The organism is Thioalkalivibrio denitrificans (genome assembly GCF_002000365.1).
GTDB classification, from domain to species: domain Bacteria; phylum Pseudomonadota; class Gammaproteobacteria; order Ectothiorhodospirales; family Ectothiorhodospiraceae; genus Thioalkalivibrio_A; species Thioalkalivibrio_A denitrificans.
This window is the reverse complement of sequence record NZ_MVBK01000141.1, coordinates 1-18739: the sequence shown is the minus strand read 5'-3', so window position 1 is coordinate 18739 and position 18739 is coordinate 1. Positions and strand designations below refer to the sequence as shown.

General features: G+C 65.6%; 21 protein-coding genes. 11 read left to right on the top strand and 10 right to left on the bottom strand.

The window, feature by feature from the left end:
• The 6 genes from B1C78_RS16755 to B1C78_RS16730 all read left to right on the top strand — a co-directional run.
• Positions 1-242, top strand: a 242-nt coding sequence (locus tag B1C78_RS16755; protein ID WP_175628347.1) for an aminotransferase class IV, incomplete at its 5' end; no start/stop codon positions are given.
• Complete coding sequence (gene mltG / locus B1C78_RS16750) at positions 239-1261, top strand: endolytic transglycosylase MltG (RefSeq protein WP_175628346.1); 1023 nt, start codon at positions 239-241, stop codon at positions 1259-1261. The genes B1C78_RS16755 and mltG, both read left to right, overlap by 4 nt.
• Positions 1258-1902, top strand: coding sequence for a dTMP kinase (gene tmk / locus B1C78_RS16745; RefSeq protein ID WP_077280296.1), 645 nt, complete (start codon positions 1258-1260; stop codon positions 1900-1902). The genes mltG and tmk overlap by 4 nt, the downstream gene beginning before the upstream one ends.
• Positions 1899-2870, top strand: a complete 972-nt coding sequence (gene holB, locus B1C78_RS16740; protein WP_077280295.1) for a DNA polymerase III subunit delta' — start codon at positions 1899-1901, stop codon at positions 2868-2870. Before tmk ends, holB begins: the two co-directional genes overlap by 4 nt.
• A gap of 12 nt (positions 2871-2882) precedes the next feature.
• Positions 2883-3224: a PilZ domain-containing protein gene (locus tag B1C78_RS16735; RefSeq protein ID WP_012638390.1), complete on the top strand. Its 342-nt coding sequence runs from the start codon at positions 2883-2885 to the stop codon at positions 3222-3224.
• Between the two features lie 211 nt (positions 3225-3435).
• The gene (locus B1C78_RS16730; RefSeq protein ID WP_077280294.1) at positions 3436-4209 is read left to right on the top strand and encodes a TatD family hydrolase; all 774 of its coding nucleotides are present in this window, start codon (positions 3436-3438) and stop codon (positions 4207-4209) included.
• 88 nt (positions 4210-4297) lie between these two features.
• On the opposite strand, the gene B1C78_RS16725 is transcribed toward B1C78_RS16730, so the two are convergent.
• The 5 genes from B1C78_RS16725 to coxB form a co-directional block, all read right to left on the bottom strand.
• Positions 4298-4903 carry a carbonic anhydrase gene (locus B1C78_RS16725; RefSeq protein ID WP_077280293.1) on the bottom strand — a complete coding sequence of 202 codons (606 nt, stop codon included), beginning with the start codon at positions 4901-4903 and terminating at the stop codon, positions 4298-4300.
• 68 nt (positions 4904-4971) lie between these two features.
• A complete protein-coding gene (locus B1C78_RS16720) occupies positions 4972-5784 on the bottom strand; it encodes a cytochrome c oxidase assembly protein (RefSeq protein ID WP_077280292.1) in 813 nt (270 codons plus the stop codon).
• A complete protein-coding gene (locus B1C78_RS16715; RefSeq protein WP_077280291.1) occupies positions 5775-6131 on the bottom strand; it encodes a hypothetical protein in 357 nt (118 codons plus the stop codon). Before B1C78_RS16715 ends, B1C78_RS16720 begins: the two co-directional genes overlap by 10 nt.
• The gene (gene ctaD / locus B1C78_RS16710) at positions 6128-8641 is read right to left on the bottom strand and encodes a cytochrome c oxidase subunit I (RefSeq protein WP_077280290.1); all 2514 of its coding nucleotides are present in this window, start codon (positions 8639-8641) and stop codon (positions 6128-6130) included. The genes B1C78_RS16715 and ctaD overlap by 4 nt, the downstream gene beginning before the upstream one ends.
• A complete protein-coding gene (gene coxB, locus B1C78_RS16705; RefSeq protein WP_077280289.1) occupies positions 8634-9314 on the bottom strand; it encodes a cytochrome c oxidase subunit II in 681 nt (226 codons plus the stop codon). Before coxB ends, ctaD begins: the two co-directional genes overlap by 8 nt.
• A 74-nt stretch (positions 9315-9388) precedes the next feature.
• Here coxB and B1C78_RS16700 point away from each other — a divergent pair, with 74 nt between their 5' ends.
• The gene (locus tag B1C78_RS16700) at positions 9389-9868 is read left to right on the top strand and encodes a DUF2231 domain-containing protein (protein WP_077280297.1); all 480 of its coding nucleotides are present in this window, start codon (positions 9389-9391) and stop codon (positions 9866-9868) included.
• Positions 9869-9888: 20 nt separating this feature from the next.
• Here the strand turns inward: B1C78_RS16700 and B1C78_RS16695 are convergent, their stop codons facing one another.
• From B1C78_RS16695 to B1C78_RS16680, 4 genes are all read right to left on the bottom strand, one after another.
• Positions 9889-10335, bottom strand: coding sequence for a CopD family protein (locus B1C78_RS16695; RefSeq protein WP_077280288.1), 447 nt, complete (start codon positions 10333-10335; stop codon positions 9889-9891).
• Between the two features lie 222 nt (positions 10336-10557).
• Positions 10558-11301: an RES family NAD+ phosphorylase gene (locus B1C78_RS16690; protein ID WP_077280287.1), complete on the bottom strand. Its 744-nt coding sequence runs from the start codon at positions 11299-11301 to the stop codon at positions 10558-10560.
• Positions 11302-11329: 28 nt separating this feature from the next.
• A complete protein-coding gene (locus B1C78_RS16685) occupies positions 11330-11692 on the bottom strand; it encodes an MbcA/ParS/Xre antitoxin family protein (RefSeq protein ID WP_077280286.1) in 363 nt (120 codons plus the stop codon).
• Between the two features lie 264 nt (positions 11693-11956).
• Complete coding sequence (locus tag B1C78_RS16680) at positions 11957-13075, bottom strand: aminotransferase class V-fold PLP-dependent enzyme (RefSeq protein WP_077280285.1); 1119 nt, start codon at positions 13073-13075, stop codon at positions 11957-11959.
• 450 nt (positions 13076-13525) lie between these two features.
• On the opposite strand from B1C78_RS16680, the gene B1C78_RS16670 reads away from it, so the two are divergent.
• The 3 genes from B1C78_RS16670 to B1C78_RS16660 all read left to right on the top strand — a co-directional run bounded on the left by B1C78_RS16670 (position 13526) and on the right by B1C78_RS16660 (position 16853).
• The gene (locus B1C78_RS16670) at positions 13526-14893 is read left to right on the top strand and encodes a KamA family radical SAM protein (RefSeq protein ID WP_077280284.1); all 1368 of its coding nucleotides are present in this window, start codon (positions 13526-13528) and stop codon (positions 14891-14893) included.
• A gap of 191 nt (positions 14894-15084) precedes the next feature.
• Positions 15085-16434 carry an adenosylmethionine--8-amino-7-oxononanoate transaminase gene (locus tag B1C78_RS16665; RefSeq protein WP_077280283.1) on the top strand — a complete coding sequence of 450 codons (1350 nt, stop codon included), beginning with the start codon at positions 15085-15087 and terminating at the stop codon, positions 16432-16434.
• Positions 16435-16571: 137 nt separating this feature from the next.
• Positions 16572-16853, top strand: a complete 282-nt coding sequence (locus B1C78_RS16660) for a cation transporter (RefSeq protein WP_245795480.1) — start codon at positions 16572-16574, stop codon at positions 16851-16853.
• A 16-nt stretch (positions 16854-16869) separates the two neighbouring features.
• Here B1C78_RS16660 and B1C78_RS16655 read toward each other — a convergent pair whose 3' ends face one another.
• Positions 16870-18276, bottom strand: a complete 1407-nt coding sequence (locus B1C78_RS16655; RefSeq protein WP_077280281.1) for a sodium/glutamate symporter — start codon at positions 18274-18276, stop codon at positions 16870-16872.
• Between the two features lie 120 nt (positions 18277-18396).
• Between B1C78_RS16655 and B1C78_RS16650 the strand changes: the two genes are divergently transcribed.
• A complete protein-coding gene (locus B1C78_RS16650) occupies positions 18397-18684 on the top strand; it encodes a sll1863 family stress response protein (protein WP_077280280.1) in 288 nt (95 codons plus the stop codon).
• Positions 18685-18739: the final 55 nt, after the last annotated feature.

Genomic DNA, 18739 nt, shown 5'->3' with positions numbered 1-18739 from the left:
TGCTGGACCAGTGCGGCGTGGCAGGCATCACGCGGGCCCGTGTCATGGATGCGGCCCGCGGCATGGGCATCGCTGTCCACGAGGGGCGTTACACTGCCGACGACCTGCGGGCCTCACAGGGCCTTTTTCTCACCAATACCCTGCTGGGCGTGCGCCCGGTGGCGGAACTGGACGGGCAACAGTTGCCCCGTTCGCCCCTGGTGTCACGCCTGCAGAAATCACTGGAGGGCGATGCGTCGTGAAGTGGCTGCTCCTGGTGGTGGTGTCGCTCGCCGTGGGTGCGGCCTCGTACCTGGCGGTGGATTACACGCGCTTTCTCGACCGGCCCGTGGCCCTGGAAGATGCGCAGATCTACGAAGTGCCCGCAGGGGCCTCCGTGCGCCGGGTGGCCCGGGAACTCAGCGAGGCCGGGCTGCTGGAACACCCCCTGTACTGGGAGTTCTATGCCCGGGTGGAGGCCGACTCCACGAACATCCGCGCCGGCGAGTACCGCCTTGACCCGGGTCTGACGCCGCGCAGCCTGCTGGCCCTGTTCGTCAGCGGCCGGACCGTGCAGTACAGCCTCACCATTCCCGAGGGCTGGACGTTCGCGCAACTCATGGCGGCGGTACGGGGGCATCCTCACCTGGTGCAGACGCTCGACCCCGAGGAGGATAGGGAGATCATGGCGCGCCTGGGCAGACCCGGCGAGCATCCGGAAGGCTGGTTCTATCCGGACACGTACCTGTTCCCCCGCAACACCACCGACCTGCAGTTTCTGGAGCGGGCGCACCGGCGCATGGTGGGCGTGCTGGACGCAGCCTGGGCGGATCGCCAGCCGGACCTGCCCCTGGAGACGCCTTACGAGGCCCTGATACTGGCCTCCATCGTTGAAAAGGAGACCGGTGTGCCCGAAGAACGCGACCTGGTTGCGGCGGTGTTCACCACGCGCCTGAAACGCGGCATGCGCCTGCAGACGGACCCCACGGTCATCTACGGCGCGCAAATCACGGACGGGCGGCTGCGCAGCAGGGACCTGCGCACCGACGGACCGTACAACACGTACACACGTACCGGTCTGCCGCCCACACCCATCGCCCTGCCCGGCGGCGACGCGATCCGTGCCGCCCTCAACCCGGCGGATACCGAGGTGCTGTTCTTCGTCTCGCGGGGAGACGGGAGTCATCAGTTTTCCACCACCTACCGGGAACACCGTGAGGCCGTGATCCGCTATCAGCTGGGCGGCGACGCCAGCCGCTATCCCGGGAGCGCCCGGCGATGAATCGGCACAGGGGACGTTTCATTACGCTGGAGGGTGGCGAGGGCGCCGGCAAGTCCACCCAGGTGGACGGCCTGCGCCGCTTCCTCGAACAGCAGGGCATCACGGTGATCACCACCCGGGAGCCGGGCGGCACCCCCGTGGCCGAGGCCATTCGCGGCCTGTTGCTGTCCACGGATCATCCGGCCATGCACCCGGACACCGAACTCCTGCTCATGTTCGCCGCCCGGGCCGAACACCTGCGCACGTTGATCCTGCCGGCCCTGGAAGCCGGCACCTGGGTGATCTGCGACCGCTTCACCGATGCCACCTACGCCTACCAGGGCGGCGGCCGCGGACTGGACATGGGGCGTATCGCGGTGCTGGAGAACTGGGTGCAGGGCGCCGTGCGTCCGGATCTCACGCTGCTTCTGGACATGGAGGTCAGGGCGGGCCTCGCCCGGGCCCGGGGCCGCGGTGAGGCGGATCGCTTCGAACAGGAGACCGTGGCGTTCTTTGAACGGGTGCGCGGGGCTTACCTGGAACGCGCCCGCCTGGACCTCGGCCGTTACCGCGTCATCGATGCGGCGCAGCCGGTGGAGGCGGTGGCCGGCGCGCTCCAGGCGGCCGTGACGCCGCTGCTCGAGGGGCGAACGCCCACATGACGGCCGCTCCCTATCCCTGGCTGGAAGGTGTCTTCCGGCAATTGCTGGGGCGCCTGGCGGCGGAGCGCATGCCTCACGCACTGCTGCTGTCCGGACCCGCGGGTATCGGAAAGCGGGCCCTCGCCGAAGCCGTGGCCGGGGCGGCCCTGTGCACCGACCGTGATGCACACGGCGGCGCCTGCGGTCGTTGTGCCAGCTGCCGCCTGCACCGGGCCGGAACCCATCCCGATCGGGCGGATGTGACCATCCCCGAGGAGCGGACCGGGATTCTGGTGGACCAGATTCGTGAACTCGCCGAAGCCATGGGGCTGAGCCGTTCCCTGGGTGATCATCGGGTGGCGGTCCTTTGGCCTGCGGACGCCATGAATCCCAATGCCGCCAACAGCCTGCTCAAGACCCTGGAGGAGCCAGCGGAGCGCTCGCTCATGATTCTGGTGAGCGCACAGCCGTCGCTGCTGCCCGCGACCGTGCGCAGCCGCTGCCAGATCGTCTCCGTCACGGGACCCGACGACACCCGGGCGCGCGCCTGGCTGCTTGAGCAGGGGATCGCCGAAACCGATCTCGAGACGCTCCTGTGCCTGTCCCGCGGCGCACCCCTGACGGCACAGTCACTGGCGGAGGAGGGTGCGGTGGCGCAGTGGCAGGCGCTGCTCGCCGACCTGGCGGCGCTGTGTTCGGGATCCGGTGGTGTCGTGACCACAGCCGAACGCTGGAAACAGCAACCGGCCGCGCGACTCGTGCACTGGATCCAGATCGCCTTGTGGGAAGCGGCGCGTCTGGCCATGAACGGACACCGTGCGGCTTCCGGGGCAGAGGATTTGCAGCGATTGGCAAAGTCGTTAGACTTGGAACGGGCCCTGACTCTTCAGGAGCGCCTTGCGGACGCACGGCGCGTGGCCCGCACACCGGTCAACCAGCAGCTGCTGCTGGAGGACGTGTTCGCGGAAATCACCGCGGGCAGGCACTGACGGAGTTCATTCATGTCGGCAGGACAGGGCATCCTCTCACTGGCCATCAAGGACAAGAATTCCTTGTATGCGGCGTACATGCCGTTCGTGAAAAACGGCGGCCTGTTCATCCCCACCCAGAAGCCCTACAAGCTGGGGGACGAGGTGTTCATGCTGCTGACGCTGATGGAGGAACGCGAGCGCATGCCCGTGGCGGGCAAGATCATCTGGGTCACCCCGCCCCGCGCCCAGGGCAACCGCACCCCCGGCATCGGCGTTCAGTTCAACCCCCAGGACAACGGCGCCACGCGCAACAAGATCGAAGGGCTGCTGGCCGGTGCCCTGCAAGCCGATCGTCCGACCCATACCATGTAAAAAATGGACAGGATGAACAGGATTTCTCGGGATTTACAGGATGTAAGAAAAGTTGAAGGAAAGGACAGGAGTCACATGGCTTAGGATAACGCCCTGAAATCACGTAAATCCTGCCTCGTGTCTTTTCGTTCAATCAACCATCCTGTTAATCCTGAAAAAATCCTGTTCATCCTGTCCATTAAGCCTCCCGGCGGCCACCCATTCCAACACCATGCTCATCGACTCCCACTGCCACCTGGATCGCATCGATCTGGAGAAATTCGACGGTTCACTGGACAACGTGCTGGATGCCGCGCGCAACGCTGGCGTCGAGCACGTGCTGTGCGTGAACATCCGCCTGGAGGATTACCCCACGGTGCACGGGATCGCCGAGCGCTATCCCGACGTCTCGTGTTCGGTGGGCGTGCATCCGGGTGAGACCGATGGGGCCGAGCCCACTGTCGAGGATCTCGTGAGCCGCGGGCGTGATCCCCTGGTGGTGGCGGTGGGGGAGACGGGGCTCGACTATCACTATCACCCGGACAACAACGAATGGCAGCGCGAGCGCTTCCGGGTGCACATACGCGCGGCCCGGGAACTGGGCAAGCCGCTGATCATCCATACCCGCGATGCGCGGGAGGACACCATCGCCATCCTTCGCGAGGAGGGGGCGGACGGCCCGCGCGGTGTCATGCACTGCTTCACGGAGACCTGGGAGATGGCGCGGGCCGCGCTGGATCTGGGCTTCTACGTGTCCTTCTCGGGCATCGTCACGTTCCGAAATGCCGAGGCGCTGCGGGACGTGGCCCGCCGCGTGCCCGACGACCGCCTCCTGGTGGAGACGGACGCCCCGTACCTGGCGCCCGTGCCCCATCGCGGCAAGACCAATCATCCCGCCTGGGTGCGGGATGTCGCCGCGCGGGTGGCGGAAGTCAGGGGTACCGACCTCGACACGCTTGCCGAACTGACCAACCGCAACTACGACACGCTGTTCGGGCGGGGCTGAGGGTGGGTTTGACCACGAAGCACACGAAGGGCACGAAGGCTTCCTGTCCTGATCCGGAGGAAGGGACCGCCCTGGCACGGTCACATGATCACGCTTCCCGAATTGCGGTTTCGTATCCGTTGACCACGACGTCGATGCGGCCGGAGTCGAGTTCGTAGACGAGGCCGTGGACGGCCATGTCCTCGGGCATGTAGGGAAGGGCCCGGATGGCATCCACTTCCCTGCGCACGGCATCGCGTGGGTCCTCGAATGTCTTGAGCCAGTTCCGGAGTCGTTCGCGAAACGGCTCACCGATAGACGCCTTGAAGCGCTCCAGTCGGTCCGCGGGAAGCCGTGTTTCCATATTCTGAACGATGGTGTCGATGCGCTCGTGGGCCAGGCAGCATCCGCAGTCGGTGTGCATCATGACGGCGATCTCGCGGGCGCCCGCGAGGAACATGCCGATGATCAGTGACCTGGCCTCCGCCACAGCCCCGATGGTGCGGATCACCCGCACGGACGAGTGACCCTCGCCTTCCCTGGTGAAGGGTGAAATACCAATGGCGTCCGTGTTGACCCGGGGATCCATGCAGGTGATCACGAGGACCGACCCCGGGGTTCGCTGAACGGGGAGCTTCTCCGGTCGCAAGCGTTCGCGGAACTGCTTGTTGGCTTCGATGACCTGATCAAGCCATCGCACCGTGGTGTCGCTCATGTCGCTCCTCCTGCCCGGCGGGGTGGCTGTGTCAAGTGTGTTTTGACATCCTACAAGGCGTAGCTCGCTCAGGCCATGCGCCACAGCATCCGCTGCCACCACCGGTATCCCACCCAGGCCGTGGCAAGCAGGTACGGGATCGCGCCCGGGACCCACATGATCAGCCCTGCCAGCTGCTGATCCGCCAGATCCCGGGCCTCGCCGTAGAGCGGCTGGCCGGCGAAGCTCAGGATCGCACCCAGAAATCCCGTGTGCATCAGCGTGAACAGGACCGCCAGGAGCGCCCACGGTGCCCGGCGCGATGCACCCTGAAACACGGACCACCAGAAGAGGCCGGCGGTAAGGAGGAAGCTGGCATGTTCCAGCAGATGCCACCAGGGATTCTCCACGGCAGCCATGTAGAAGCGGGGCATGTGCCAGAACCAGATGGCGATGGCATGAAGGCAGGCGCACAGGAGCGGATAGCGCACCAGCTGGAGCAGAGGACCCCAAAGCACCGGTGTCAGCGTGCGGCTGGCCGAGACCAGTTGGGGCAACGGGCGGCTCACGACCCACAACGGCGCAATCACCCCCATCAGCAGCATGTGCTGTGTCATGTGGGCAGCCGTGCCCGTCTTCGCCCAGTCATCCAGCGGTCCCAGCAGGGTCGCGAGGCACAGCAGCGCCGTTCCATGGAACAGCCAGGCCTGCCAGCGACGCGGTCGGATGCGGCGTGCACCGATCATGTAGGTCGCCCACAGCAGACCCAGCAGCAACAGGGTCAGCCAGGCCACCAGTCGTTCCTGGCCATCGCCCGCGAGGGGGCTGTGGGCGAGGGCCGGCAGGCTCAGCCCCGACAGCAGGGTGAAGGCGGCCAGGGCGCTTTGCCGCCTCACAGGCATGGCGGCAGCATGATCACCGGCAGACCGACGGCCAGGGTCGCGACAGCAGACGCGAGATAGAGCGCACCCGACACGGCGGGCAGAAATCGCATCAGCCCGGATGCGGGACGATCATGCGAGCGCCTCACCGCAGTCAGGCAGTGCCGGGCCTGCACGAGCAGCGCGCCCGTGACCAGCAGGGTCAGCAGGAGCAGCACGCCATTGATCCAGGTCAGGGCACCCGTCGATGGCGCCGGCGGCGCCACCGCGCAGGCCACGGAAAGCCCACCGTAGAGCACCACGAACCAGACGCTCCACACCACCAAACCGATGACCAGGTGCGCGGGATGGGCAGGTGAGGCGATCATGCGCCGCTCCAGGCCGGGGGCAGGAGCAGGAACGCGGCCGCGCTCAGCCAGAAGACGCCCAGTGTATACAGCCACAGGAGGCGCAGTACCTGTGGCTCGTAGGGCAGCCGCACGCTCACATAGCCCCGCGCGGCACGCATCGCCTGCATGGCCGTGAGTACCGTGCAGAGGGCGCCATGAAACAGCAGGTAGAGGCACATCACCAGCAACACGGCGTCATGGGCGTTGTCGGTGGGTGCGAGCGACGCGTCGCTGACCGCCCCGATCAGCACGGCCACATGGATGGCCCCCAGCACCGCCGTCTGCCAGAGCCGCCTGTGCAGGCCGGTGGCACCCCCCGCAGCCAACCGGCGCGCGATCCGGTGGTGTCGGAACGTGGCCAGCGTCAGGAAGATGCCGCTGGCGAGCACGAGCCACAGCGACATCGCCTGACTGTCCGGAGGCGACCAGTTGGGAGCCACCGTCCACAGGTAGAACCAGCCGAACAGCAATGACAGGTACAGGGCACCGTTGGCCATGAGGGTCACCACCATGCCCCACAGGCCGGGCCCGTCACAGGTGCGCGAATGCAGCGGCGGATTTACGGGCTCGTCTTCCGTGAGCGGGGCCATCTGCGGGTGGGCGCCGTTCACCCAGCTCCAGCGCAGCAGGAACACGGCGGCCCCGACCACCCCCAGCAGGGCGACCTCGTACACACGCACCAGCAGGCTCACGCACACCACCGCCAGCGACAGCGCGGCCAGCAGGGGCAGCCAGGAATTGGTGGGCAGATGAATGATCTCCCGCACACGTGCCGTGACCGCGTCTGAGCCGTAGATTTCACGTCGGCCGTGTTCCGCGGATGGCAATCCATGTTCACCGGCGGCGATGGACGTCTGCAGATCGGGATGCTCATGCAGCGGATGACGGGTACGCACCGGCGGCAGGCTGGCGAAATTGTAGGGTGGGGGCGGGGTGTCCAATGACCACTCCAGGGTGTCCGCCTTCCAGGGGTTGCGCGGCGTGGGGCGCCCGAAGCGCAGATGCAGGGCCACGTCGACAATGATCACCGCGATCCCCGCGGCCATGATGAAGCCGCCCACGGAGGACAGCAGGTTGAGCCAGTCCCAGCCGAGGCCTGCCTCGTAGGTGTAGATCCGACGTGGCATGCCCAGCAGCCCGGTGAGGTGCATGAGCAGGAAGGTGACGTTGAAACCGGTGAAGGTGAGCCAGAAACCCAGCCGTCCGAGACGCTGCGAGGGCTGTCGCCCGGAGAACAGGGGGAGCCAGTAGTACAGGCCCGCCATGAGGGGGAAGAACATGCCGCCCACCACCACGTAATGCAGGTGAGCCACCACGAAATGGGTGTCGTGCACCTGCCAGTTGAACGGCACCAGGGCGAGCATCACACCTGTGAGACCCCCGCATACGAACACCACCAGGAAGCCGATGATCCACAGCATGGGCAGGCTGTAGATCACCCGCCCGCTCCAGAGTGTGGCCAGCCATGCAAACACCTGGATCGCCGTCGGTACGGCCACCAGCATGCTGGCCACGGAGAAAAACGCCTGGGCGAGATGCGGTATCCCCACGGTGAACATGTGGTGCACCCACAGACCGAAGCTGATAAAACCCGTGAGGATGATGGACAGCACGATCCAGCGGTAACCGACGATGGGTCGCTGGGCGAACACCGGGATCAGGGTGGACACGATGGCGGCCGCGGGCAGGAAGATGATGTACACCTCCGGATGACCGAACAGCCAGAACAGGTGCTGCCACAGCACCGGGTCGCCGCCACCCGCCACCTCGAAGAACGGCAGGCCGGCCGCGCGCTCGATTTCCAGCAGCACGCTCGCAAGGATCAGCGGCGGGAAACCGAACACGATCATCAGTGACATGGCGAGGATGTACCAGCAGAACAGCGGCATGCGGGTCAGGGACATGCCGTTGGCCCGTGACCTCAGAATGGACACGGTGAGTTCAATGCCCGCCGCCATGGCGGAGATCTCCACGAAGGTGATCCCCAGCAGCCAGAAGTCGGAACCGGGGCCCGGGGAATACTCCTGACCGCTCAGCGGCGTGTACATGAACCAGCCGGCGTCAGGGGCAATGCCCAGCACCAGGCTCGACAGGATGATCAGACCGCCGAACAGGTAGCAGTAGTAGCCCAGCGAGCTGATGCGCGGAAAGACCAGGTCGCGTGCGCCGATCATCTTGGGGATCATGTAGATCGCAAACCCCTCCAGGATGGGGATCGCGAACAGGAACATCATCACCGTGCCGTGCATGGTGAAGACCTGGTTGTAGATCTCCGGAGAGAGGATGTCCTGCTCCGGCAGGGCGAGCTGCGTGCGCACCAGCATCGCCAGCACCCCGCCGATGAGAAAAAAGACCGCGCCGGTGATCATGAAGCGCAGCCCGATGGAGGTGTGGTTGACCGCCGCCAGCGTGCCGATGCCGGGCAGGTTGGCCCAGACGCGCTGGAGCTGGGCGAGCCTGGCGGACTGTTCCGGCGTCTGCTCAGTCATTGCCGGCGGCCTCCGTCCGCCAGGCATCGAAGTCCTCGGGGTCGTGGGCGATCACCGTAAAGTGCATGTGTGCATGACCGGTGCCGCAGAACTCCGCGCACTGCCCGCGGTAGCTGCCCGGGGCGTCTGCCTGCAGGCGCAGCACGTTGGTGCGCCCCGGGATCGCATCCAGCTTGCCGCCCAGGCGCGGCACCCAGAATGAATGGATCACGTCCACGCTGGTCACGTGCACATCCACGGGCCGGCCTGCGGGGATGTGCACCTCGTTCGACAGCGAGATGTCCCCGTCCGGGTAGTGCACGTCCCAGTGCCATTGCCGCGCGGTGACATGCACTTCCAGGGCCTCTCCCTCATCCGGTGGCAATGGCAGCATGGAGTGCCCCGCCGGTATGCCGAAGGCCAGCAGGACCACGATGCAGGCGAGCGGCAGCACGAGTCCGCCGCCGATGATCCAGCGACGATGGATGTGTTTCTCCTGCGCCTCGTCCCGGATTGACGGCGAACGGAACATGGCATAAAGCCACAGGCCGCACACAGCGACAAACACAAGGGAGAACAGAACAAACATGCCCCACCACAGCATGGCCGCCGTGGCAGCCGAGGGCCCCGCGGGATGAAGCGTGGAGAACGGACCGGCACATCCGGTCAGACCCAGGGGGGTGCCGGCAAGCATGGGGACTGCTAGTCTGTGAAGTCTCCTGAGCATCACGTGATGAACCCGCCCCGCGACGGGGAATGGACGATTTCATGCCAGCCGAACCCATACAGAGCCGTGCCGCCATCCTTGGCCATCCACTCCATCCGGTACTGATCCATTTCCCGGTGGCGGCGCTGATTGCCCTGGTGGGCAGTGACATCGGCTGGTTGCTGACGGGCGATCCCTTCTGGGCGCGCGCGGGTCTCTGGCTTGCAGGTGTGGGCGCCCTCGGAGGCTGGATCTCCGGCCTCGCCGGGCTCGTGGATCTCGTGTCGGTGTGGCGCATCCGACGGCTGATCACCGCCTGGTGCCATGCCATTCTGGCGGTGATGCTGCTCTCGCTGGCCTCCTTCAACTGGCTGCTGCGCCTGGGTGAGCCCGAGGCTCACATCATGCCCTGGGGCCTCTACGTCAGCCTGCTGACCGCGGCCCTGATCTCCATCACCGGTTATCTGGGCGGGCGGCTGGTCTATGAATATGCCGTCGGGGTGGACATCGAGGAGGCCCTGAGTCGCAGCCTCAGACCCTGACAAACCCGGTGCAGGACGCATTACAGGGACCACGGCAGACCCTCCGGCACCTGCGGTTTCGCGAGCACGATCCAGACAATGGCGATCATCAGCAGGCACAGCACGCCCGCAAGCAGGCGGTAGGTGTTTGTCAGCGGTTGTTTCGTCTCGTCCTCCGCATGCAGGACCAGCAGTCCGGCTGCCACGTGACAGGCCACCAGCAGGGTGACCGCGGTCAGCTTGAGGATCAGCCAGTATTCCATCGACCGATCCACGAGAAACACGGCCGTGCCGCTGAGAATGGCCAGCAGGGCCGCGGGGGTGGCGATGTGGGTGAAGACAAAGCGCGCCACCGAGTCATGGCGTCGGGGGACCTTGACCAGCTCCACCTGACGCGTGCCCGTCGCGGCCAGCAGCAGCGGGAGGTAGAGCAACCCCGCTGTCCAGAAGAGCAGGGCGATGATATGAAGCGCCAGCAACCAGAGCATAGGGAACGTGTCCGTCGCTGAGTGGACCCTGCCGGCGGCTTGCTTCCCCGTGTTGTCGGTGTCGGGACACGGACGCCGGCCCGGTGAGACATGCGGGTTGAACGCAGGGCGGGCCGTCTGTCCCTGCCCGGAAAACCCTACCAGCCCGATGCGGCCATTTCATCCGCCCCCACCTGCAGAAGGGTGTTCCCGGCCGGCGCGCCGTCCGGCAGCCGCCGGGCTTCAGGGGGCCGGGTCGGGGAGTTTGCCGTCGACGAGAAAACGCTCGATGGGCAGCGTGTGCAGTGTGCCGCCGGCATCCGGGAGAAAGGCGACCTTCCGGCTCGTGGTCTCGCAGGTCCAGGCCTCCTGTGAACGTGGCTTGCGGCTGCACAGGGCCCTGGGCGTGAACAGGGCGGCGTTGAGTCCCTCGGCGCGTGCCGAGGGATATTCGAAGGCCTCCACGCCGGCCGCGCGCATCGCCGAGCCGAGGCGCTGTGTGGCGCCGTAGACGGAGGGATGGGTGAGTACCGCCCGGTACCGCTCGAACGGGGGATGCTGCAATTGCAGCCCCTGGTCGGTGCGGTAACTGGCTTCGAATATCGTATGCCGCGTCGTGAACGGCTGGTCCGGCGGCGTTGCCATGGCGTGCCAGAAGTGGAAACGGTAGAACGCCGCCTCCGCCAGCAGGGTGGGCAGGGCGAGCGAGCCGTAGAACAGACCGGGCTCCAAGCGCGAACCGAAGCGGGAACCGTGGGGCAGCGGCGGGTAGCGAAACGGGGTGCTGAGGAGATAATGGCGCGGTGCGCCGGCGGGCAGCGGAGGCTTGGTGTCTTCCAGCAGGCTTTCCAGTACCGCCTGCTCTTCGAGGGAGTCCACCAGGGTGGCCGTCGCCACCTGTTCCTGGCTTTCCACGATCCGGAGCAGGGCACCGCGCAAGGGTCCAGCCTCGGGCGCGCAGGCCGACCAGATGTCCGGTTCAGGCATGGGTCTCAGACCCCGCGTCGCGACCCGTTCAGACCTTGCCGCGCATGGCGTCCAGATACTCTGTGACACGGATCAGGCCCTGCACGGTGCAGACCTGTTCCGCCGGCACCCCGCCCGTATGCCGGTTGGGCGTATGCATCCAGTGGCGCATCTGGTCCGGTTCCCCGCCCACCAGCACGAACAACGCCCGATAACAGCGCACCAGCAGCAGGGCCAGTTCCCCCGACTTGCTGTCCGGGTCGATGTGTCCCCGTGTCAGGGTGCTGCGATCCTTGCCGATCACGCGGCCAAGGTCGCCACGGCTCAGCCCGAGGGCCTTCCCGGCATTGAGAAAGGCCGTGGTGAGTGTTCGGGCCGGATCGATCCGTGCGGTGCTGGCTGCCTGGGCCATGGGGATACTCCCAAAACGTTGCATATGCCAATTATCAAGCTCAAAAGTGACATTTGCAACACCTAGGAGCCTGTCGGACTTTGGCTGCTCCTACTGCGCCGGTGGGNNAGCTACGGCTATGGGTTTCGCTCCAGAGCGGCGCCTACGAACGAATCGCCGGGAGCGATTCGTCGCGCAAGCCCCGCAGGGGCGAGGCGCAAGGATGCGCCGAGCAACGCGAATCCTTCGCCTGCTCTCGCGATCCCGGTGAGATATGCGGGCTAGTCAACGCCCATCCCCGATGCGCTCAACGGCCTCCAGAAGATCCGATTCCGCATTGTGGAAATGCGGGCTGAAACGCAATCCGCCACCGCGATGGGCACACAGTACACCCGACTGCATCAGCCGTTGGCAGATGGCTTCCATGTCCGTGCCGGGCCGTGTGAACGTCACGATGCCCGCGCGTCTCTCTGGGGCCGTGGGAGACAGAATCTCAAATCCTTTCTCACTCAATATATCAATGAGTAACGAGATATTTCTCGATATGTTGTCAGATATGGTATCCAACCCCGTCTCCAGGAGCAGATCCAGACTGGCGGCCAGGGCATGGACCCCGAGCAGGTTCGGGCTGCCGCATTCGAAGCGCCGTGCGCTGGCGGCGGGTTGCCAGTCGGGGCGATCGAAATCCCCCAGCGCCTCCAGCATGTGCCAGCCGAACTGGTTGAGCCTGAGCCGGTCCCGCACCTCCGGGCGCACAAAGAAGACCGCCACCCCTTCGGGGCCCAGCATCCACTTGTGGCCGTCGGCCGCCACGAAGTCGGCCCGGCAGGCCTGTGCATCGAAGGGCAGGGCGCCCAGCTGCTGGATGGCGTCCACGCAGAAAAGCACCCCGCGCCGGTGACAGGCCTCGCCCAGACGCTCCAGGTCCAGACGCAGACCCCGGGCATACTGCACGGCACTGATGGAGAGCAGCCTGGTGCGGGCGTCCATGGCCTCGATGAGGGCGCCTTCCGGATCGGGGCCCTCAAGGTCCACCAGGCGGGCCTGCACGCCGAATCGGGGCGCCAGGGACTGCCAGACCACCCGGTTGGAGGGGAATTCCTGCCGCGCGCTGACGACGTTGTCACCGGATGCCCACTCCAGCCCGTAGGCCACCACGGACAGCGCCTCGGAGGTGTTCTTCAGCAGCGCGATGTCATCCGCCGACGGCGCGTTGATCAGGCGGGCAAGCAGGCCCCTGAGACGCGTTTCCTCCCGGATCCAGTGGGGGTAGGCCCGGGATCCCTCGTGCATATTGGCGCGGGCGAAGCGCTCCACGGCCTCCACGGCACGCCGCGGCCAGGGCCCCACGGCGGCGTGGTTCAGGTGGATCAGGCCGGGTTCCAAGGGAAATTCCGGGTGCATGACGGCGGCCTCGGGACTGTTTCGGACGTGTCGACACTGTGCCTGCGCCGTGCCGGGGCGGCAAGGTGCGTTTTGGACAGGGTGGGGCGCATTTGTTAAGTTAGACTGCTTTCACTCACGGGCCGGCGGCGCGCGATCCCCCGCGACGCGCGTTATCGCGCCTGCCCTTCCATGACCCGGCATGCACGCCTGCGAGGCCCGGTCATCACCCTCGATCCGAAGGAGGCCCTAGCCCGCATATCTCATCACCGTTCGTAGCGAGGGCGTCGAGATGCCGCTGTGACGGGGCGCGCGGACCGGAAGACGGCGCAGGCATAGCCGACACTACGTCAAGCCGGCTGGAGCGAGCACGCCCCGTCACAGCGCGCAGATCGGCGGCCGCAGTAGAAGGGTGGTGAGATATGCGGGCTAGCCCCCCCGGGATCGAGCAGCAATCGGAGGCATACATCCATGAGTTCAGTACTCAAGTTCTACAGTGACAGGGCCCTGGGCGAGATTCAGGCCCGCAGCTTCAAGGTCTTCAACGAGCGCAGCCTCGCGAAGATTCCGCAGGTGGCCGGCCTGCCCGAGGCACAGCGCTTCGAGATGAAAGTGGTGGCCAGCGTCCTGCCGTTCCGGGTCAACGAGTACGTGATCAACGACTTGATCGATTGGGACAACGTGCCCGACGATCCCATCTTCAAGCTCACCTTCCCGCAAAAGGACATGCTTGCGCCCGAGAGCTACGAGCGCATGGCGGAGTTGCACCGCCGTGGCGCCGACAAGGCGGAGATCGCCGCGCTCGCCCGCGAATTGCGCGAGGGTCTGAATCCCCATCCCGCGGGCCAGCTGGAGATGAACCTGCCCCGTGTGAATGGCGAGGTGGTGGAAGGTCTGCAGCACAAGTACCGTGAGACGGTGCTGTTTTTCCCCAGCCAGGGCCAGACCTGCCATTCGTACTGCACGTTCTGTTTCCGCTGGGCCCAGTTCGTGGGTGACAAGGCGCTGCGCATCGCCTCCAATCAGCGCGACCAGGTGCTGGGCTACCTGCGCGAACATCCGCAGGTGACCGATCTGCTGGTCACCGGCGGCGACCCCATGGTGATGAAGACCAAGCACCTCACCCAGTACCTGGAGCCCCTGCTGGAGGACAGGCGTCTCGCCCACGTGCAAACCATCCGTATCGGCACCAAGGCGCTGACCTTCTGGCCCTACCGCTTCGTCACCGACAGCGACGCTGATGAACTGCTGGACCTGCTGGCGCGCCTGGTGAAAGCGGGCAGGCATGTGGCCATCATGGCCCACTACAACCACTGGCGGGAGCTGGACACCCCCATCGCCCGCGAGGCCATCCGTCGCCTGCGGGGCACGGGCGTGGAGATCCGCAGCCAGGGACCCCTGCTGGCCCATATCAACGACGATCCCGACGTCTGGGCCCGCCTGTGGAAGACCCAGGTGCAGCTGGGGATCATCCCCTATTACATGTTCGTGGAGCGGGACACGGGCGCGCGCCACTACTTCGAGGTGCCGCTAGCCAGAGCCGCGACCATCTACCGTGAAGCCATGAAGCAGGTCTCCGGCCTGGGACGCACGGCGCGCGGACCGTCCATGAGCGCCGGTCCCGGCAAGGTGGAGGTCCAGGGCGTGGCGGAGATCCAGGGCGAGAAGGTCTTCGTTTTGCGATTCCTGCAAGCCCGCAATCCCGACTGGGTGCAGCGCCCGTTCTTCGCCAGATACGACGAGAATGCCACCTGGCTGAACCACCTCAAGCCCGCCTTCGGCGAGGAGAAGTTCTTCTTCGAGGACGAGTACGAAGCCATGCGGGCGGGCAACGGTTGAGGCCTGGAGCAGAACCGCGACGCAAAGACGCAATGACGCGAAGATCCGCAAAGGTTTTTTGAACGCAGTCGACAGGGCATCCCGAGCGACGGAGTCGTCTCCTCAGTCTTGGGACAACCTGTCAGCCTTCTCAAGAATCAGTTTTGCGATCCTTTGCGTCATTGCGTCTTTGCGTCGAAAATGCCTTTCCCATGAACAACGACCACCTCACCCGCCGCGACCTGTCGGTCGTTTGGCATCCCTGCACCCAGATGAAGGACCACGAGTACCTGCCCATGACGCCGATCCGGCGGGGGGAGGGGGTGTGGCTGGAGGATTACGACGGCAACCGTTACATCGACGCCGTCAGTTCCTGGTGGGTGAACCTGTTCGGTCACGCCAATCCCCAAATCAACCAGGCCATCCGTGACCAGCTGGATCAGTTGGAGCACGTGATTCTTGCCGGCTTCACCCACGAACCCGTGGTGCGCCTCTCCGAGCGGCTGGTGCAGATTACGCCGCCGGGGCTCACGCGCTGCTTCTACGCCGACAGCGGCTCGGCCGCCGTGGAGGTGGCGCTCAAGATGAGCTTCCACTACTGGCGCAACCGGGGGCAGGGTGAACGGACCCGGTTCATCTGCCTCAGCAACAGTTACCACGGCGAAACACTCGGCGCGCTTTCCGTCGGAGATGTTGCTTTATATAAGGAGACTTACAGGCCACTCTTAATGCAATCTATCACAGTGCAAGCCCCGGACTGCTACCATCGCGAATCCGGGGAATCCTGCGAACAGGTGGCCGAGCGCCAGTTCGCGCACATGGAACGGGCCCTGGCCGACCATGCCCACGAAACCTGCGCCGTCATCGTCGAGCCCCTGGTGCAGTGCGCCGGCCACATGCGCATGTATCACCCGCGTTACCTGACGCTGTTGCGTGAGGCTTGCGACCGGCATGGGGTACACCTGATCGCGGACGAGATCGCGGTGGGTTTCGGGCGCACCGGCACCCTGTTCGCCTGTGAGCAGGCCGGCATAACGCCGGATTTCATGTGCCTGTCGAAGGGCCTCACCGGCGGTTACCTGCCCCTGTCCGCGGTGGTGACCACGGATGATGTCTACCAGGCCTTCTACGATGAATACGAAAAGCTGAACGCCTTCCTGCATTCGCATTCCTACACCGGCAACCCCCTGGCCTGCGCCGCCGCCCTGGGCACGCTGGACATCTTCGAGCAGGAGGACGTCATCGGCCGCAACCGGCGACTGGCCGACGTCATGGGGGAGGCGCTTGAACCGCTCAGGGCGCATCCGCACGTCGCGGAGGTGCGCCAGACGGGCATGATCGCCGCCGTGGAGATGGTCAAGGACAAGGCCAGCCGGGAACCGTATCCGTGGCAGGAGCGGCGGGGGCTCAGGATCTATCAGCATGCCTTGAAGCGCGGGGCGTTGCTGCGCCCGCTGGGCAATGTCAGTTACCTGATGCCGCCGTACGTGATCACAGAGGAGCAGATCCGGTTCCTGGCCCGGGTGATGGAGGAGGGCATTGATCTGGCCACCGCACCGTGAAGGTGTTTGGGAGACCGGCGTGCCGGCCCGCTTGCCCGTCGTGATCGGCCGGTCGTCGGCCGATGCGCCGTGCGGGCAGTGATGGCGGGGCCATTGGGTTATCGTTGACCCATCTCTTAATGTTTCCGAGGTGCATCGTGAAGGCTTTAACGGCCGCCTGTCTGCTCCTGTTGTCTCTCCTGATGCCCGCACAGGCCACCGAGGTCCGGGAGGTCACGCTGGAAGTGCGCGGCATGGTCTGTCCCGCCTGCCCGCCCAACGTGGTGAATGCCCTTGAGTCGGTGGAGGGCGTCACACACGTGGCGGTGAAGCTGCGCGAACGGCTGGTCATTGTTCGTTTCGACGCAAGCCGGACCGATGTCGAAGCCCTGATGCAGGCCACCGACGATGCCGGATATCCTTCGTCACTCAAGGAATGAAGCGCTTCCCCTTGAATCATTGGTCCTTTTCGGGCCCGAATGCCCACAGCCCAAAAATCAGCCAGCCTGTCATGAGCATGGAGCAGCCGATCAGCACCGGCAGGGCGCCGAACTGATAGACGAGGGGCAGAGACAGGGCCGTGAACAACCCGCCGCCCACCACGGGCTCGAACAGCAGCTGCTTGTAGCCGAAGCTCTCCATCGCGCCTGACCTGTTGTCAGGATCCGCCATGCGCACCAGCAGCAGGCCGATCACGGTCATGCCGATACCCTGCCCGAAGTTGGCCAGCCCCATGGGGAACCAGTCCCTGGGGAACATCCTCGGCGCCAGCACGAGAAACCCGAACAGGCACCATGCGATCCCGGCCACGGCAAGAATCAGGAAGGTCCAGATATGGGTGCCCACTGCCTCCAGAGACAGCGTTGCAAGCGCTGAGACGATGAGCACGTCCAGCGCCGCGCCCGAGATGCGATTGATCAACCGTCGGTCGAGAGACTTGGCGTGGCCCAGGCGCATGAGCGCCACCTGCACCAGTACGCCACCCACCATGGCCAGGGGGAACAGGGGGATGTGTTCCATGAGGGCGAGGCCCTCGCCATCGGTGTTCCAGGTCATCGATTCAAGGAGGATCAGGCCCTGAAGGATCAGCCAGCCGATCCCGATGGCCAGCGCAAAGAATCCCAGGTGAACGGACAGGGGATCGATGGAACGCGTCTTCGCGAAGCGCGGCACCGATTCCCGCTCGTCGTGCTCGCTGAAGCGTTCCGTATCCATGGCGTCCGCTTCCTGCGCGCTGAGCCGTCCCGTGCGGACTCCCCAGTTCACCAGCAGCGTACCCAGAAGGACGCCCGCGACCACTCCCACGGTGGCGAGGCTGAGGGCGAGGTCCGCACCGCTTTCAAAGCCCAGATCCCGAAATGTGCCCGCCAGGCCCGCGGCCGTGCCGTGGCCGCCCTCGAAGCCGATTTCGATGAGCGTGCCTGCCATGGGGCTGACGCCAAACACCGGCGTCAGCAGCACCAGGGCCAACAGCAGCCCGATCACGTACTGGCCCCACGCCAGCGTCTGACCGTGGGCCACCATGGGGCCTGCGCGGCGCCAGATGGACCGGGGCCCGGGAATCGTCTTGCCCAGGAACAGACCGGCGAACACGACGCTGATCAGGAGCCCCGGCAGTCCGGACCAGACCTCCAGGGTTGCCTCCGGAAACACGCCGTTGGCGAGGGGGCTGTCCTCGGCAATCCAGCGGGAGGCCAGCCGGCCAAGCACCTGCGGCCCGGCCAAGAGTGCCAGCAGTCCCGCGAGGATCGCACTGGGCAGGAACAGACGACCGAACAGCGCCACGCGCACGCGCAACCACTTGCCCGCGAGCATCAGCAGCCCGAGCAGCGTCAGGGCAACGAATATCTGTTCCAGTGACAAGGGCCATGCCTCCTTTCGCCCAGGGCAAACGGTGGTCCCGCGCATTCACCCTAACACGCACCCGAACAAGGGCCTATGATCAGGAGATGGCACTCCCGACCGACAAACAGGAGGAACGAGATGAGTGACCGTGACCAGTACATCGAGAAGATGAAAGCCAGGCTTGACGAGTGGAATGCCGACCTGGCCAAGCTCGAGGCCCAGGCCAAGAGCGCGGAGGCCGACATGCGCATGCAGTACGACCGGCACATCGAGGAGCTGCGCAGGCAACGCGACCAGGCCGAGAAACAGCTACGCGAACTGCGTGACGCCGGCGAGGAGTCCTGGGAGCGCATCCGCAAGAGCATGGAGGCGGCCTGGGACGATATGAGCAGGGCCTTCCGGGACGCAGCAGACCGCTTCCGGTAGGCGCCCCAAAAGCAACGGAATGAGTCTGTAATTCCTTTTGTGTAACTGCCTATCC

Coding starts and splice junctions, on each gene's coding strand:
- B1C78_RS16670 (WP_077280284.1), top strand. CDS start 13,526: ATGAGTTCAGTACTCAAGTTCTACAGTGACAGGGCCCTGGGCGAGATT.
- B1C78_RS16735 (WP_012638390.1), top strand. CDS start 2,883: ATGTCGGCAGGACAGGGCATCCTCTCACTGGCCATCAAGGACAAGAAT.
- tmk (WP_077280296.1), top strand. CDS start 1,258: ATGAATCGGCACAGGGGACGTTTCATTACGCTGGAGGGTGGCGAGGGC.
- B1C78_RS16715 (WP_077280291.1), bottom strand. CDS start 6,131: ATGATCGCCTCACCTGCCCATCCCGCGCACCTGGTCATCGGTTTGGTG.
- B1C78_RS16690 (WP_077280287.1), bottom strand. CDS start 11,301: ATGCCTGAACCGGACATCTGGTCGGCCTGCGCGCCCGAGGCTGGACCC.
- holB (WP_077280295.1), top strand. CDS start 1,899: ATGACGGCCGCTCCCTATCCCTGGCTGGAAGGTGTCTTCCGGCAATTG.
- B1C78_RS16695 (WP_077280288.1), bottom strand. CDS start 10,335: ATGCTCTGGTTGCTGGCGCTTCATATCATCGCCCTGCTCTTCTGGACA.
- B1C78_RS16700 (WP_077280297.1), top strand. CDS start 9,389: ATGCCAGCCGAACCCATACAGAGCCGTGCCGCCATCCTTGGCCATCCA.
- B1C78_RS16650 (WP_077280280.1), top strand. CDS start 18,397: ATGAGTGACCGTGACCAGTACATCGAGAAGATGAAAGCCAGGCTTGAC.
- ctaD (WP_077280290.1), bottom strand. CDS start 8,641: ATGACTGAGCAGACGCCGGAACAGTCCGCCAGGCTCGCCCAGCTCCAG.
- B1C78_RS16685 (WP_077280286.1), bottom strand. CDS start 11,692: ATGGCCCAGGCAGCCAGCACCGCACGGATCGATCCGGCCCGAACACTC.
- B1C78_RS16730 (WP_077280294.1), top strand. CDS start 3,436: ATGCTCATCGACTCCCACTGCCACCTGGATCGCATCGATCTGGAGAAA.
- coxB (WP_077280289.1), bottom strand. CDS start 9,314: ATGCTTGCCGGCACCCCCCTGGGTCTGACCGGATGTGCCGGTCCGTTC.
- B1C78_RS16720 (WP_077280292.1), bottom strand. CDS start 5,784: ATGCCTGTGAGGCGGCAAAGCGCCCTGGCCGCCTTCACCCTGCTGTCG.
- B1C78_RS16665 (WP_077280283.1), top strand. CDS start 15,085: ATGAACAACGACCACCTCACCCGCCGCGACCTGTCGGTCGTTTGGCAT.
- B1C78_RS16680 (WP_077280285.1), bottom strand. CDS start 13,075: ATGCACCCGGAATTTCCCTTGGAACCCGGCCTGATCCACCTGAACCAC.
- B1C78_RS16725 (WP_077280293.1), bottom strand. CDS start 4,903: ATGAGCGACACCACGGTGCGATGGCTTGATCAGGTCATCGAAGCCAAC.